We start from the raw sequence: 16,114 nt of genomic DNA on the forward strand, positions 1-16,114 counted from the left end.
GCTTCCTTATGGCGTCCTGGTCCTGCAAAGGCAGGAACAGGATCAGCCAGGCTTCACCCCTTGTACAGCGCGTCGAGCCGTTCCTGATAGCGGGCGCGGATGACGTGGCGGCGGATCTTCATCGACGGCGTCATCTCGCTATTGTCGATGGTGAAGGGCTCATCCGCCAGGATGAACCGCCGCACCCGTTCGATCACGGACAGGTCGTCATTCACCCGGTCGACCGCCGCGCGCAGCGCCGCCTGATAGGCGGGATCGGCCGCGATCCCTTCAACCTTCCGTCCCTGCGCCTGCGCCCATTCCCGCGTCCATTCGGCATCGGGCACCAGCAGACCCACCAGATGCGGGCGGCGGTCGCCATAGACCATCGCCTGCCCGATCTCCGGCTGGAGCGTCAGCATGCCCTCCACCTTCTGCGGCGAGACATTGTCGCCCTTGTCGTTGACGATCAGGTCCTTCTTGCGGTCGGTGATGCGGATGCGGCCCTTTTCATCGATCTCCCCGATGTCGCCGGTGTGGAGCCAGCCATTTTGCAGCGCCTTCTCCGTTTCCGCGGGATTGCGCCAATAGCCGTGCATCACCAGTTCGCCGCGCACGAGAATCTCGCCATCCTCCGCGATCCGCACCTCCACCCCGTCGAGCGGCGGGCCGACCGTGTCCATCGCGATCCCGGCGCGGGGGCGGTTGCAACTGATCACCGGCCCCGCCTCGGTCTGGCCATAACCCTGGAGCAGCGTCAGCCCCATCGCGTCGAAGAACAGGCCGACATCCGGATTGAGCGGCGCCCCGCCCGACACCAGCGCCTTCATCCGCCCGCCGAAGCGCGCCGCGATCTTCGGCTTCAGCGTGCGCGCCAGCAGCGCCTTCATCGGCAGGTCGAGCAGCGATTTTCGCCCGCGCTGTTCCCTGGCCGCGATGCGCAGCGCCTGGCCCAGCAGATAGGTGGGGAATTTGCCCTGCTTCTCGACCGACTTGATGATGCGGGCGCGCAGCACTTCGAACAGGCGGGGGACGACGACCATGATCGTCGGCCGCGCCTCCTCGATATTGCTGGCGAGTTTTTCCAGCCCTTCCGCATAATAGATCTGCCCCGCCGCCATGATCGGCAGGAACTGGCCGCCGCTATGTTCATAGGCGTGGGACAGCGGCAGGAAGGACAGGAACACCTCTTCGTCCCGGCCGAAATCCTCCTCCAGCAACTTGTCCGCCCCCTCGATATTGCAGAGGATGGCGCCATGATGCTGCATCACCCCACGCGGCGCGCCGCCGGTGCCGCTGGTGTAGATGATGCAGGCCAGATCGTCGCGCTTCGCCGTCTGGCCGGCGGCGCAGGCATCGATGTCGGTGGGATAATGGGCGATCAGGTCGCTCCACAAATGGCAGGCGACATGACCCTGCATGCCGCGCAACGGCTCCATGCCGATGACGAAGCTCGCCTGCGACCGCAGCACGGCTGGCATCAGGTTCTGCGCCAGCCTGGCGGTGGAGACGATGACGGCCCGGGCGCCGCTGTCGGTCAGGATATGCTGATGATCGCGCGTGGTGTTGGTGGTGTAGGTCGGCACGGTGACGCAGCCCGCGGCCATGATGGCAAGGTCCGCGATGCAGAATTCCGGCCGGTTCTCGCTCACCAGCATCACCGGATCGCCGGGCCTCAGTCCCTGCGCCTGCAATGCGCTGGCCAGTGCGGCGACGTCATGGGCGACTTCGGTCCAGCTCAGCGACTTCCATTGGCCAGCCACCTTGCGCCAGAGGAAGGGCGTGTCCCCCATCGCCTTGGCGCGGGCGAAGAACATGGTCACCAGATTGGGAAAACGCTCGATCGCGCTCAAAACGGCATCTCCTCATTCGCGGCGCGTCTTCGGCGCGCCTATCCGCCTGCCCGGCAGGCTATACCCTCGCCATGCCGTAACGGCCATGATTTTTCGCGGGTTTTCGGAGATCCCCTCCGGGTCGCGGGGAGATGCGATTCAGCGGCGGCAATGGGGGATGGAAAGCGGACATGCGCTTCCATAGGGCGGGCCATGGTCCTGCGCAGGATCATGGCGCGCCGGGGGCCGGCCCAGTGTTCACCCACACAACGCTGATCGACAGGATCAGCTCAGATGAGCGAATTCGCCATAGCCGCCCTGGAAGAAGAGCAGCGGCTTGCCCGGCGTTTCCACCTCCAGCGCGATGACCCGGCCCAGCACGATATAATGGTCGCCCGCTTCATGCACCGCTTCGAGCCGGCAGTCGATCCAGGCCACCACCCCATCCAGGATCGGGGAGCCATTGGCGGAGACGCGATGCGTCACCCCGGCGAACTTGTCGTTCGCGCCCTTGGCCGAAAATTGCTGGCAAAGCGGCTTCTGGTCGCTGGCGAGGATGTTGACGCAGAATTTCCCCGCCCTTTCGATCCGCGGCCAGCTCAGCGAATTCTTGGCAGGGAAAAAGGCGACCAGCGGCGGATCGAGCGAAACGGAGGTGAAGGAACCGACGACCATGCCCGTGGGCGCATGATCGTCCTCCACCGCCGTCACCACGCAGACCCCCGTGGGATAATGCCCCAGCACACGGCGGAAAGTGCCGCTGTCGAAGGCGATGGCCTCGCTCATGCGCGGGCGCCCTGAAGGGGAAAAATATTGTCACTGATCTTCATCGTCGCCTCTCTTCCAGACTCGGCCGGGGCATGGCAAGCGAATCCCGCTGATAAGCTCATGAGTTTCCTTTTCCGGGAAATCGCAATGCTACCTTAACCGGCAATTGCACGCTACAGCACGGCATGATCTCGATTCATCCGCTATGCGATATTCCTGAAATCCGGGCCGGCGACGATCTGGCGGCGGTGCTGCGCGACAGTCTGGCGAAGGCGGGCCTGTGGCCGCTCCAGGCCGGCGATGTGCTGGTCGTGACGCAGAAGATCCTGTCCAAGGCGGAAGGACGGATGGTCGCGCTGGACAGCGTCGAGCCGGGCGCGCAGGCGCTGGAGCTGGCCGCCACGACGCGCAAGGACCCCCGGCTGGTCGAACTGGTGCTGCGCGAAAGCAGCAGCGTGGTGCGCGCGGTGCCCCATGTGCTGATCACCCGCCACCGGCTGGGCCATGTGATGGCGAACGGCGGCATCGACCGGTCCAATATCGGGCCGGGGGATGAAGATCGCGCATTGCTGCTGCCGCTCGATCCCGACGGATCGGCGCGCGGCCTGCTGGGGGCGCTGGCGGGGCCCGAGGCGGCCCGGATCGGCATCGTCGTTTCCGACAGTTTCGGACGGCCATGGCGCCACGGCGTGGTGGGCGTCGCGATCGGCGCTGCGGGATTGCCCGCGCTGGTCGACCGCCGCGGCGAGGAGGATCGGGACGGACGGCGGCTGGAGGTGACGCAGATCGCGCTGGCCGACCAGATCGCCACCGCCGCAACGCTGGTGACGGGCGAGGGCGCGGAAAGCGTGCCCGCCGCCCTGCTGCGCGGCGTGGCCCTGCCCGAAGGAGATGCAGGCGCGGGCGCGCTGGTCCGCCCGCTGGAAGAGGATCTGTTCCGGTGAGCGGCCGCATCGTCGTTCTGACCGGGGGCGTCGGCGGCGCCAAGCTGGTGCTGGGGCTGATGCAGGTCTGCCCGCCGCAAGACATCACCGCCATCGTCAACACCGGCGACGATTTCCGTCATCTCGGGCTGGCGATCTCTCCCGACATCGACACGCTGCTCTATACCCTGTCGGGCAGGGCCAATGCCGCGCAGGGCTGGGGCCGCGAGGGTGAGACATGGAGCTTCATGGACGCGCTCAAATCGCTGGACGGCGAGGACTGGTTCCTGCTGGGCGACGGCGACATGGCGCTGCATGTGCTGCGGTCGCACATGCTGGCGTCGGGCGAAACGTTGAGCGCGGTGACGGCTCGTTTTGCGACGGCCTGGGATCTTGGCCTCAAGATATTGCCGATGAGCGACGATGCCGTGGCCACCCATGTCTCCACCGATGCGGGCGACCTCCCCTTCCAGCGCTATTTCGTCGAGCAGCGCTGCGTCCCGGCGGTCCGGGCGATCCGCTTCGAGGGCGCGGAGCAAGCGCATCCTGCCCCCGGCGCGATCGAGGCGATCAGCGATCCCGCAACCCGCGCCATAGTGATCGCGCCGTCCAATCCCTGGCTGAGCGTCGACCCGATTCTGGCGGTGCCCGGCGTCCGCGAAGCGTTGGCGGCAAGGAAGGCGCCGGTCGTCGCGGTGTCACCGATCGTCGGCGGGCAGGCGGTCAAGGGACCGACCGCCAAGCTGATGGGCGAGTTGGGACTGGGCGTCACCAACCAGGCCATTGCCGCCCATTATGAAGGCGTCATCGACGCGCTGCTGGTCGACGTGCGCGACGGGAGCGAGGGTTTGGACATTCCCCACGCCGTCACCGACACGCTGATGAAGACGCTGGACGACCGCGCCCGGGTGGCGCGGGCGGCGCTGGATCTGGCCGAACGGATCGCCGGTTGACGGGCATGAACTGCTGGATCGTCATCCCGGTCAAGGCGCCCGCCGCCTGCAAGACGCGGCTGGCGCCTGTTTTGGACGAAACCGGACGGCGCAATCTGGTTGCGGAGATGCTGCACCGCACGGTGGGGGCTGCGGCGGAAGTGGTCGGGATGGAAAGGCTGCGGCTGCTGGGGCCGTCGCGGCATGGACTGCCGGAGAGCATAGGCTTGCTTGATGATCCGGGCGGCGGCCTTAACCCTGCCGTGACGAGCGCCCGCGATGCGGCATTGGGGGCAGGAGTCGAGCGGCTGCTGTTCCTCTCGGCCGACCTGCCGCTGGTCGAGGCAGCGGATGTGGCGGCGCTGCTGGACGCCCCCGGCATTGCGGCCGCGCCCGATGTCCATGGGCGGGGAACCAATGCATTGTCCTTGCCTCTGCCACGAGCGGCGGATTTCCAGTTCCATTATGGCCAGGGCAGTTTCGCGGCGCACAGGGCGGAAGCGGAACGGCTTGGTTTGATGTTCTCGCCGGTCGTCCGGCGAGGTCTGGGCTTCGACATCGACCAGCCGGACGATCTGGCCGACTGGAAAGGGCGCGCGATCTAGGGTGGAAGGCGGACATTCCCCCTCCCGCAGGCGGGAGGGGGTTAGGGGGTGGGCTGGCGCGGCATCTGCGCTGTTTTGCAACGGCTAAGTCAGAAGCTCGCTACGCTCGCACCCACCCCTAACCCCTCCCGTTTACGGGAGGGGAAGGTCTTGGATTGACCACCTCCGGCCAGTCGCTCACACCCGCACTTCCGTCAGATCGCCACACCCGCCGAAGCCAGCACCGCCAGCGTCAGCAGTTCCGAAGCGTTGGACGCCATGGTGGCGATCTGCACCGACTTGTCCATGCCGACCAGCATCGGCCCGATCATGGTCGCGCCGCCCAGTTCGCGCAGCAGCTTGGCTGAGATATTGGCCGACTGAAGCCCCGGCATCACCAGGATATTGGCCGGGCCGGACAGACGGCTGAACGGATAATTCTTCATCACCGTGGGGTTGAGCGCCGCGTCGACGGTCATTTCGCCTTCAAATTCGAAGTCGACATTCCGTTCTTCCAGCGCCTTGATCGCATCGCGCACATTGTCGAGGAAGCTGCCCGGCGGGTTGCCGAAATTGGAATAGGACAGGAAGGCGACGCGCGGGTCGTGGCCCATGCGGCGGGCGACCGCCACCGTGCCTTCCGCGATGTCCGCCAGTTCCTGCGCCGAGGGGCGCTCATTGACCGTGGTGTCCGCCAGGAACACCGTCTTGTCCTTCGTCACCAGCACATGGATGCCGAAGGGGGTGCGGTCCGCCGCCGGGTCCATCGCCCGCTTCACTTCGCGCAGCGTCTGGGCGAAGGGCCGGGTCATGCCGGTGATCATCGCATCGGCATGGCCCATCTTCACCAGCAGCGAGCCGAAGATGTTGCGGTCGCGGTTCACCATCCGCTCGCAGTCGCGGCGCAGATAGCCGCGGCGCTGGAGCCGCTTGTAGAGCGTGTCGACCATCTCCGGCACCAGCGGCGAGTTGACGCTGTTGTGCAGTTCGAAGCTTTCCGGGTCCTGCACGCCCAGTTCCTTGAGCTTGTCATAGACATGGCCGCGCCCGACCAGCACGGGGATGCCATAGCCCAGCGTCCGGAACTGGATCGCTGCGCGCAGCACCACTTCCTCTTCCGCTTCGGCAAAGACGACGCGCTTGGGATTCGCCTTCGCCACTTCATAGGCGGTGGTCAGGACGGACGTGGTCGGATTGAGCCGGGCCTTCAACGACTGGCGATAGGCCGCCATGTCCGCAATCGGCTTCTGCGCGACGCCGGTTTCCATCGCCGCCTGCGCGACGGCGGAGGGGACGACCTCCATCAGGCGCGGATCGAAGGGCGCGGGGATGATATAGTCGGGCCCGAAGCTGTGCGAACGGCCATAGGCCTTGGCCACTTCCTCCGGCACCTGTTCGCGCGCCAGTTCCGCGATCGCCTTGGCGGCGGCGAGCTTCATCGGCTCGTTGATCCCGGTCGCCCGCACGTCCAGCGCGCCGCGGAAGATGAAGGGGAAGCCCAGCACATTGTTGACCTGATTGGGATAATCCGACCGGCCGGTGGCGACGATGGCGTCGGGGCGCACCGCCTTAGCGTCGGGCGGCGCGATTTCCGGGTCGGGGTTCGCCATGGCGAAGATGATCGGCTTGTCGGCCATCGACTTCACCATGTCCTGCGTCATCGCGCCCGCGACGGAGAGGCCCAGGAACACGTCCGCGCCCTTCACCGCTTCGGCCAGGGTGCGGGCGTCGGTCTTCACCGCATGGGCCGACTTCCACTGGTTCATGCCCTCGGTGCGGCCCTGGTAGATCACGCCCTTGCTGTCGCACATGATGACATTGTCATGCTGGACGCCCAGCGCCTTGATCAGTTCGGTGCAGGAGATGGACGCCGCGCCCGCGCCGTTCACCACCACTTTCATGTCCTTCATGTCGCGGCCGGTCAGCATCGCCGCGTTGATGACGCCCGCCGCCGCGATGATCGCGGTGCCGTGCTGGTCGTCATGGAAGACCGGAATGTTCATCCGCTCCTTCAGCGTCTGTTCGATGATGAAGCATTCCGGGGCCTTGATGTCCTCCAGGTTGATGCCGCCGAAGGTCGGCTCCATCAGCTCGACGGCGTCGATGAACTTGTCGACATCCTCGGTCTTGAGTTCGATGTCGATGGAATCGACGTCGGCGAAGCGCTTGAAGAGAACCGACTTGCCTTCCATCACCGGCTTGGACGCCAGCGCGCCCAGATTGCCCAGGCCCAGGATCGCCGTGCCGTTGGAGATCACCGCGACCAGATTGCCCTTGGCGGTGTAATCATAGGCGGTCGCCGGGTCTTCCGCGATGGCGCGCACCGGCACCGCGACGCCGGGCGAATAGGCGAGCGAAAGATCGCGCTGGGTCGCCATCGGCTTCGACGCGATGATCTCGATCTTGCCGGGGCGGCCGGTCGAGTGGAAGAACAGCGCCTCGCGCTCTGAAAATTCCACATTCGACTTGTCGGTCATGGCTGCACCCACCCCTTGTTTGAAACAATAAGCTCGCCCCATAGGGCGCTCCGGCATTCAGTTCAGGCGGAGCCGAAAAGGGTGATTTTCGAGCATCGGAGCGCAGCATACTCAAGTATGTGAGCACCGAAGCGCAGAAAATCGCGCTTTGCAGGCCCGAATGGGCTGAATGCCGGACCGCCCTAGCGGTAAGAATATCTTGTGGGCAAGTGCGAGAAGCGCAATTTTCCTGCTGTTTCTTGCAGCACTGGCATGAGGCCGGGCTTCACGCTATCCGCTGTGCCATGGCGCGAACGATCGACACATCCACGCAACAGGCGACGCCGATGATGGCGCAATATCTTGCGCTGAAGGCGGAGGCGCAGGATTGCCTGCTCTTCTACCGCATGGGCGATTTTTTCGAGCTGTTCTTCGAGGATGCGAAGGCGGCGGCGGCGACGCTGGACATCGCGCTCACCAGCCGGGGCGAGCATGGCGGCGCGCCGATCCCGATGTGCGGCGTGCCGGTGCACAGCGCGGAATCCTATCTGGCGCGGCTGATCAAGGCGGGCCATCGCGTCGCCATCGCGGAGCAGACCGAAACCCCCGCCGAAGCCAAAGCGCGGGGGTCCAAGTCCCTCGTCGCCCGCGCCATCGTCCGTTACGTGACGGCGGGCACGCTGACCGAGGAGACGCTGCTCGACAGCCGGCGCGACAATATGCTGGTGGCGCTGGCGCAGGTCGGCGGCGAGGAAGCGGGCGAATATGGGCTGGCCGCCGCCGACATTTCGACCGGGCGGTTCGAGACGCTGACCCTGCGGGCGGCCGATCTGCCCGCCGAACTGGCGCGCCTGCGACCGAGCGAGATCGTGCTGCCGGACGGGCTGGATCTGGAACTGCTGGACTCCCACCCGTTCGACCGCGCCGCCTTTTCCAGCAGCCGGGCCGAAGCAGCGCTGAAGCGCATCTTCGGCGTCGCCACGCTGGACGGATTCGGCCAGTTCGGCCGCGCCCAACTGGCGGCGATGGGCGGCCTGCTCTCCTATCTCGACCATGCGGGCAAGGGCACCCTGCCCTTCCTCGCCCCGCCCAGCGCCAAGACCAGCGGCGCCCATGTCGCCATCGACGCCGCGACGCGCGAGAGCCTGGAGATCACCGCCACCATGAGCGGTACGCGGGCGGGCAGCCTGCTGGGCGCGGTCGACCGGACCGTCACGGGCGCGGGCGCGCGCCTGTTGGCGCAGGACCTATCCGCGCCGCTGATGGACCAGGCCGGGATCGAAGCGCGGCTGGGGCTGGTGCAACTGTTCCATGACGACAGCATGCTGCGCGACCAGTTGCGCGTGGCGCTGAGGGCCTTGCCCGACATCGGCCGCGCCTTGGGCCGTCTCGCGATGGGCCGAGGAAGCCCCCGCGATCTTGGCCAATTGCGCGACGGGCTGGGCGAAGCGCGCTTGCTGCGGGAGCGGCTGGGCCGCCTGCCCGACCAGCCCCTGCTGCTGACGCAATTGCTGCCCTCCCTCGACGGCCATGGCGCGCTGGTCGACAGCCTGTCCCGCGCCCTCGTCCCCAGCCCGCCGACCGAGACCGCCAATGGCGGCTATATCGCGGACGGCTATGACGCCGCGCTGGACGAGTTGCGCCGCCTCGCCGGGGACGGCCGCCGCGCCATCGCCGCGCTGGAGGCGAAATATCGCGAGCAGACCGGCATCGCCTCGCTCAAGATCCGGCATAATGGCGTGCTCGGCTATCATGTCGAGGTGCCCGCCCGCGCCGCCGACCAGTTGATGCAGCCCGACAGCGGCTTCACCCATCGCCAGACGCTGGCCGGAGTGGTGCGCTTCAATTCGGTCGACCTGCACGAACAGGCGAGCCGCGTGGCGCAGGCCGGGGCCCATGCGCTGGTCGCGGAAGCCGCGCATCTGGAAGACCTTGTCGAAGCCACCCTCGCCCGCAAGGCGGAGATCGCCCGCGCCGCCGATGCCCTTGCCCGGCTCGACGTGGCGGCGGCGCTGGCGGAACGCGCCGCGGAGGGCGGCTGGCAACGGCCCCATTTCGTCGCGCAGGATGGCGAAGGCCCCTGCCTGGAAATCGTCGGCGGCCGTCATCCGGTGGTCGAGGACGCGCTGCGCCGCGATGGCCAGCCCTTCGTCGCCAATGATTGCCGGCTGTCGGCCGGGGACCGGCTGTGGCTCGTCACCGGACCCAATATGGGCGGTAAATCCACCTTCCTGCGGCAGAATGCGATCATCGTGATCCTTGCGCAGGCAGGCGCCTATGTGCCCGCCGCGTCCGCGACCCTGACGCTGGTCGACCGGCTGTTCAGCCGTGTCGGCGCGTCGGACAATCTGGCCAAGGGCCGCTCCACCTTCATGGTCGAGATGGTCGAAACCGCCGCCATCCTTGCCCAGGCGACCGAGCGAAGCTTCGTCATCCTCGATGAAGTCGGACGCGGCACGTCGACCTATGACGGGTTGGCGCTGGCATGGGCGGTGGTGGAGGCGGTGCATGAGGTCAATCGCTGCCGCTGCCTGTTCGCGACCCATTATCATGAGCTGACCCGGCTGGCGGAAACCCTTGCCTCGCTCTCGCTCCACCATGTCCGTGCGCGGGAATGGAAGGGCGATCTGGTCCTGCTGCACGAGGTGGCGGAGGGCCCTGCGGACCGCAGCTATGGCCTGGCGGTGGCGCGGCTGGCCGGGCTTCCACCCGCCGTCCTGAAGCGCGCCAAGGACGTCCTCGCCCGCCTCGAAGCGGGCAAGGCCAGGACCGGCGGCATCGCGGCGGGGCTGGACGACCTGCCCCTCTTCGCCGCCGCCACGGCTCAGGTGGAGGAAAAAGTCGATCCCCTGCGCGCCGCGCTGGATGGCATCGACGCCGACGCGCTCTCGCCCCGGGAGGCGCTGGACCAACTCTACCGGCTCAAGCAACTGGCAGCAGCCGGTCAGGAAGACTAGATAAGCCTTATGGTCATGCAGTTTCCGAAATTGGGGTCCAGGCGCGCGATCATCGACCGGCGCGCCATTTCCGACCGCATCGCCGCCCTGGCGCAGGAGCATCGGGGCGACCAGATCAAGCTGCGCGGAATGATCGTGAAGGAACTGAAGGACGCGCTCGACGCCGGGCGGGAGGATGTCGCCCGCCGCCTAAGCCAGAGGCCGACCCGAGGGCGGGAGGCCGTGACCGCCTTTGCCTTCCTGATCGACCAGATCCTGCGCCTGCTCTACGACGCGACAACCCATCACCTCTACCCGGCGGGCAACCGCAGCACCGGCGAGCGGATCGTGCTGATCGCGGTCGGCGGCTATGGCCGGGGCGAGATGGCGCCGCACAGCGATGTCGACATCGGCTTCATCACCCCGTGGAAGCCCACCGGCTGGACCGAGCAGGTGATCGAATCCATGCTCTATTCGCTGTGGGATCTGGGGCTGAAGGTCGGCCATAGCAGCCGTTCCATCGATGAGACGATCCGCATGGCGAAGGCGGACCTGACCGTGCGCACCGCCCTGCTGGAGGCGCGCTACATCTGGGGCGACCGCGCCCTGTATGAGGAGATCAGCGCCCGTTTCGACGCCGATGTGATGCAGGGCACAGCCCGCGCCTTCGTCACCGAAAAGCTGGAGGAACGGGACGAGCGGCACAAGCGCATGGGCGACAGCCGCTATGTCGTCGAACCCAATGTGAAGGAGGGCAAGGGCGGCCTGCGCGACCTGCACACGCTGTTCTGGATCGGCAAATATGTGAACCGGGTGAAGTCGGTGGCGGAACTGGTCGATGTCGGCCTGCTGACCGAAACCGAACTGCGCCAGTTCCAGAAGGCGGAGGATTTCCTCTGGGCGGTGCGCTGCCATTTGCACATGATCACGGGGCGGGCGGAGGACCGGCTGACCTTCGACCTGCAACTCGAAACCGCCACCCGCATGCATTTCACCGGACGCGCCGGGCGGTCGGGCGTGGAGCGCTTCATGCGCTATTATTTCCTGAACGCGAAGACGGTGGGCGACCTGACCGCCGTGTTCCTCGCCCATCTGGACGACCAGATGGCGGAGCGTGGGCGTCGCTATATCCCCAGCTTCTTCCGCCGCCCGAAGAAGCTGGACGGCTTCGTGCTGGATCGCGGGCGGCTGGCGCTGCCTAACGATCATTTCTTCCAGGACGATCCGGTCCGCTTGCTGGAAATCTTCGCGCTCGCCGACAGGCATGGCCTCGCCATCCATCCCAGCGCCATGCGCGCCGCCAGCCGCGACGCCAGCCTGATCACCGCCAAGGTGCGCCGCGATCCCCGCGCCAACGCCGCTTTCATGGAGGTGCTGACCAGCCCCCGCGACCCGGAAACCGTGCTGCGCTGGATGAACGAGTCCACGGTCTTCGGCCGCTTCATCCCCGATTTCCGCCGCGTCGTGGCGCAGATGCAGTTCGACATGTACCACCATTATACGGTGGACGAACATACGATCCGCGCCGTCGGCCTGCTGGCGCGGATCGAAAAGGGCGAACTGAGCCAGGATCATCCGCTGGCGGCGGACCTGATGGGCAAGCTGCTGTCGCGCCGCGTCCTCTATGTCGCGGTGCTGCTGCACGACATCGCCAAGGGGCGCGGCGGCGACCACAGCATATTGGGCGCGGAAGTGGCGGACCATCTCTGCCCGCGCCTGGGCCTGACACCGGCGGAGACGGAAACCGTGTCCTGGCTGGTGCTGCACCATCTGCTGATGTCGGCCACCGCCTTCAAGCGCGACCTGGCCGATTACAAGACGATCCTCGATTTCGTCGACGTGGTGCAGAGTCCGGAACGGTTGCGGCTGCTGCTGTGCCTGACCGTGGTCGACATCCGCGCCGTCGGACCCGGCGTCTGGAATAGCTGGAAACGGCAATTGCTGGGCGACCTCTATGAGGCGGCCGAAGAAGTGCTGCGCCTCGGCCACAAGCAGAAGGGCCGCAGCGAACGCGTCACCGCCAAGCAGCAGGCGCTGCGTCAGGCGCTGGGCCTGTCCGAAGCCGATTTCGAGAAGCTGCGCAAGCGGCTGCCGGAAAGCTACTGGATCGCGGAGCCGGAGGACATCCTCATCCACAATGCGCAGCATATATTGGAGGCGGGCGATTCCCCGCTCTCCATCGCCGCGCAATATTATCCGCAGCGCGGCGCGACGCTGGTGACGGTCTATGCCGCCGACCATCCGGGGCTGTTCTACCGGATCGCGGGCGCCATCCATCTGGCGGGCGGCAACATCATCGACGCGCGCATCCATACGACCCGCGACGGCGTCGCCATCGACAATTTCCTGGTGCAGGACCCGCTGGGCGGCGCCTTCCACAGCCCCGACCAATTGACGCGCATCCGCAAGGCGATCGAGGATTCGCTCGCCAACCGCCACCGCATGATCACCAAGCTGGAGGCGCGCCCCCTGCCCCGCACCCGCGCGGAGGCCTTCCGCATCGAACCCAATGTGCTGATCGACAACAAGGCGTCGAACCGCTTCACCGTGATCGAGGTGAATGCGCGGGATCGCCCGGCGCTGCTGTTCAGCCTCGCCAACGCGCTGTTCCAGTCGAAGGTGACGGTGCACAGCGCCCATGTCGCCACCTATGGCGAGCGGGCGGTGGATACCTTCTACGTCACCGACCTGCTGGCCGGGAAGATCGAGAGCAGGGCGCGGCTGCAAACGCTGGAACGGCGGCTGCTGGAAGCGGCCGGCGGTGAGGTGGCGGAACTGGAGCGGGCTTAGGAAGACCCGCCTCCCCCAACAACCTCGTCATCCCCGCCTTCGCGGAAGGACGAACCTTCAGACGATCTCCATCACATCGCCCGGCGCCAGCAACGGCAACAGGCGCAGCATATCCGCCCGCTCCACCGCCACGCACCCCGCCGTGGGACGGCCTTCGGAAAGATGGAAGAAGATCGCGCTCCCCCGCCCCGGCACCGGCGGCGAGTCATTGTGCCCCAGCACGACGATCACATCATAGGCATCATCGTCCCGCAGCAGATTTTCCGCGGAAAAGGCCCGCGGCAGATGCACGGGCCGGTTATAGGCCGGATCGGCCGGATCATCGGACCAGCCATCCCCTTCCCGCACCCAGCGCCACGGCAGGCGGATGCCCGCCGCCGCCGCCTTGCCCGGCCGCAGCAACACGCCCCGAACCGGCCAGATGCCCAACGGCGTGCAGCCATCCCCCTCCCGCTTGTCCGCCGCTGCACAGACGCCGCCGCGCCCGATGGTGCAGGGCATGTCCAAGTCACCGAAGAAAAGACGCCCCGCGCCCGCATCGACGCGGATGGCGCTCACAACTGATGCCCTGTCCGGTCCCGCTTGGTGGCGAGATAGCGCTCATTATGCGGATTGGAAGGCAGGATGATCGGCAGCCGTTCCGCCACCCTGATCCCGGCGGCTTCAAGCCCCGTCACCTTGTTCGGATTATTGGTGAGCAACCGCACCTCGTCCACGCCCAGCAGGTCCAGCATCCGCGCCGCCACGGAAAAGTCGCGCGCATCGATGGCGAAGCCCAGCCGGACATTGGCGTCGACCGTGTCGAACCCCTGATCCTGCAAGGCATAAGCGCGCAGCTTGTTGACAAGGCCGATGCCGCGCCCTTCCTGCCGCAGATAGAGCAATATGCCCCAGTTCGAATCCGCGATCTGGTGCAGCGCCTGATGCAGTTGCGGCCCGCAATCGCATTTCAGCGACCCCAGCACATCCCCGGTCAGGCATTCGCTGTGCAGCCGGATCACGGGGGGCGAGGAATCGCGCTGGCCCACGATCAGCGCGACATGCTCGCGCGGTTCGTCGGGACTGCGGAAGGCGACGATCTCCGCCGTCTCGCTGGCCGACACGGGAAGGCGGGCGCGCGTGGCGATGGCCAGATGCACGGCATCGTCATAGGCGTCGATGTCGGCGGCGCTGACCTCCGCCTCGCTGTCGCCTTCCGCCGTCACGAAATAGGCCGGCAATATGCCCGCCAGCCGCGCCAGCCGCAGCGCCGCCTTGGCCGCCGAAGGCGCCGCCAGCGGCTTCGCCATGAACGGCCCTTTGAGCGGCGAGGCAAGGTCCAGCACCGGGTCGGAAATCGCGGTCGCCACATCGACGTCGATCCACGGCGCCCGCGCCACCAGCACCGGCATGTCGGGATCGGCCGCCGCCAGCTGGTTGGCGAGCTTCAGCGTCTGCGCCCGCGCCGCGGAGATCAATATGTCAGCCCCTGCGCCCGGATCGAATCCGGCAAGCGTCACGGCATCGGCCCCCTCCACGGCCATCAGCCGCACGGCGCCGTCGGCGGCCTGCACGCGCACCGGCCAGCCCCGGCGTAGCGCGTCAATGGCGCGGGCGGCGGCGCGGGCGCTCATCAGAAGGCGAATTCCGTGATGATCGGCACATGGTCGGATGGGCGCGACCAGCCGCGGATCGGTTCCACCACGCGGTGGCTGACGGCCTTTTCCGCTACGTCCTGCGTCATCCACATATGGTCGAGCCGCCGTCCGCGATCCGATTCCGCCCAGTCGCGGGCGCGATAGCTCCACCAGGTATAGAGCCGCTGCGGCGCGGGATAGAATTTGCGGCCGATGTCGACCCAGTCGTTCGATTCCTGCAGGCGCGCCAGAATCTCGCACTCGATCGCCGTATGGCTGACGACATTGAGAAGTTGCTTATGGCTCCATACATCGCATTCCATCGGCGCGATGTTGAAATCGCCGGTCAGGATGGTCGGCTTGTCCTCCAGCGTGGAGGACCATTGGATCATGCGCTCCAGGAAATCGAGCTTCTGTCCGAATTTCGGATTGACCTCCCGATCGGGCACATCCCCGCCGGCGGGCACATAGACATTCTCGATCCGGACGCCATTGTCCAGTCGTACGCCGACATGGCGCGCCTCCCCATTGGCCTGCCAGTCGAGCCGGTCGTCCTCCCGGATCGGGATCTTCGACAGGATGGCCACGCCATGGTGCATCGGCTGTCCGTTCAGCACCTGATGATTATAGCCCCGCTGCCGGAACAGCCCCGCCGGGAAGGTGTCGTTCACCACCTTGGTTTCCTGCAGACACAATATGTCGGGCGATTCCTCCGTCAGAAAGCGCTCTACAATATCGAGCCGGGCACGAACGCTATTGATATTCCAGGAAGCGATGCTGAGTGTCTGAGGCATGGCTGATCCACTAAGACCCTCCGCCGCCCCGCGCAAGGGCGGCGAATGTCCCGGCAGACGGAACAGCGTTGGCGCCGTTCGACGTTCAGTTCAGGTGGAGCCGAAAATGGGATGTTCAAGCATCGGAGCGCAGCGCACTTCATGTCCGTAAGCACCGAAGAGCGGAAAATCGCGCTTTGCAGGCCCGCACAAGCTATAGCGCTGCGTTAAATCGGACGCAGGTCGCGCGCTCTCAGTTTTCGTTGTCGCATCGTTTGAAGCGGAAAACCGGTTCCCACTTTTCTGCGCGATGCTCTAAATGTCGGATCGCACCGAAAAGGCCCCCGCTCCGGGGGCATGGAACGGGGGCCTCGATCGCGCCCTTGAAGCGCTTTGCGGCGGGAGCGGGGTTCCGGGTAACAGGGGGGAAATCCCGGTTCCGTCTCGCGCCGTGGAGTTCCTTTTAGGGCTCGGGATATGAGCCTCAGATGAACGGTTCTGAAAAGTTTTCGGCCCGTCGCACCT

At 66.4% G+C, this 16,114-nt stretch carries 11 protein-coding genes; 5 read left to right on the forward strand and 6 right to left on the reverse strand.

Annotated features, from left to right (window positions below):
- Nucleotides 1-53: 53 nt before the first annotated feature.
- Both EGM87_RS14310 and EGM87_RS14315 read right to left on the reverse strand, forming a co-directional pair.
- Nucleotides 54-1,832, reverse strand: a complete 1,779-nt coding sequence (locus EGM87_RS14310; protein ID WP_170825578.1) for an AMP-dependent synthetase/ligase — start codon at nucleotides 1,830-1,832, stop codon at nucleotides 54-56.
- Between the two features lie 264 nt (nucleotides 1,833-2,096).
- A complete protein-coding gene (locus EGM87_RS14315; protein WP_025547976.1) occupies nucleotides 2,097-2,597 on the reverse strand; it encodes a flavin reductase family protein in 501 nt (166 codons plus the stop codon).
- Between the two features lie 167 nt (nucleotides 2,598-2,764).
- Between EGM87_RS14315 and cofE the strand changes: the two genes are divergently transcribed.
- From cofE to cofC, 3 genes are read left to right on the forward strand one after another with little or no spacing between them, the layout of a single operon-like run.
- Nucleotides 2,765-3,523 carry a coenzyme F420-0:L-glutamate ligase gene (gene cofE, locus EGM87_RS14320; RefSeq protein ID WP_171407199.1) on the forward strand — a complete coding sequence of 253 codons (759 nt, stop codon included), beginning with the start codon at nucleotides 2,765-2,767 and terminating at the stop codon, nucleotides 3,521-3,523.
- Nucleotides 3,520-4,455 (forward strand): 2-phospho-L-lactate transferase, encoded by a 936-nt coding sequence (cofD, locus tag EGM87_RS14325; RefSeq protein ID WP_137710064.1) that lies wholly within the window; start codon nucleotides 3,520-3,522, stop codon nucleotides 4,453-4,455. Before cofE ends, cofD begins: the two co-directional genes overlap by 4 nt.
- A 5-nt stretch (nucleotides 4,456-4,460) precedes the next feature.
- Nucleotides 4,461-5,039 carry a 2-phospho-L-lactate guanylyltransferase gene (cofC, locus tag EGM87_RS14330; RefSeq protein WP_025547978.1) on the forward strand — a complete coding sequence of 193 codons (579 nt, stop codon included), beginning with the start codon at nucleotides 4,461-4,463 and terminating at the stop codon, nucleotides 5,037-5,039.
- 194 nt (nucleotides 5,040-5,233) lie between these two features.
- Here cofC and EGM87_RS14335 read toward each other — a convergent pair whose 3' ends face one another.
- Entirely contained in the window at nucleotides 5,234-7,495 is a 2,262-nt protein-coding gene (locus EGM87_RS14335) for an NADP-dependent malic enzyme (protein ID WP_137710063.1), read from the reverse strand.
- Nucleotides 7,496-7,779: 284 nt separating this feature from the next.
- On the opposite strand from EGM87_RS14335, the gene mutS reads away from it, so the two are divergent.
- Nucleotides 7,780-10,431, forward strand: a complete 2,652-nt coding sequence (gene mutS / locus EGM87_RS14340; RefSeq protein WP_044660568.1) for a DNA mismatch repair protein MutS — start codon at nucleotides 7,780-7,782, stop codon at nucleotides 10,429-10,431.
- A gap of 9 nt (nucleotides 10,432-10,440) precedes the next feature.
- A complete protein-coding gene (locus tag EGM87_RS14345; protein ID WP_044660569.1) occupies nucleotides 10,441-13,200 on the forward strand; it encodes a [protein-PII] uridylyltransferase in 2,760 nt (919 codons plus the stop codon).
- Between the two features lie 57 nt (nucleotides 13,201-13,257).
- Here the strand turns inward: EGM87_RS14345 and EGM87_RS14350 are convergent, their stop codons facing one another.
- The 3 genes from EGM87_RS14350 to xth are packed head-to-tail and all read right to left on the reverse strand — an operon-like array spanning nucleotide 13,258 to nucleotide 15,610.
- Nucleotides 13,258-13,758 carry a L,D-transpeptidase family protein gene (locus EGM87_RS14350; RefSeq protein ID WP_044660570.1) on the reverse strand — a complete coding sequence of 167 codons (501 nt, stop codon included), beginning with the start codon at nucleotides 13,756-13,758 and terminating at the stop codon, nucleotides 13,258-13,260.
- Nucleotides 13,755-14,813 (reverse strand): GTP cyclohydrolase II, encoded by a 1,059-nt coding sequence (gene ribA, locus EGM87_RS14355; RefSeq protein WP_025551736.1) that lies wholly within the window; start codon nucleotides 14,811-14,813, stop codon nucleotides 13,755-13,757. Before ribA ends, EGM87_RS14350 begins: the two co-directional genes overlap by 4 nt.
- Nucleotides 14,813-15,610 carry an exodeoxyribonuclease III gene (gene xth, locus EGM87_RS14360; protein ID WP_044660572.1) on the reverse strand — a complete coding sequence of 266 codons (798 nt, stop codon included), beginning with the start codon at nucleotides 15,608-15,610 and terminating at the stop codon, nucleotides 14,813-14,815. Before xth ends, ribA begins: the two co-directional genes overlap by 1 nt.
- Between the last annotated feature and the right edge of the window lie 504 nt (nucleotides 15,611-16,114).

The organism is Sphingobium sp. RSMS (assembly GCF_005406185.4).
Taxonomy (GTDB): Bacteria; Pseudomonadota; Alphaproteobacteria; order Sphingomonadales; family Sphingomonadaceae; genus Sphingobium; species Sphingobium fuliginis.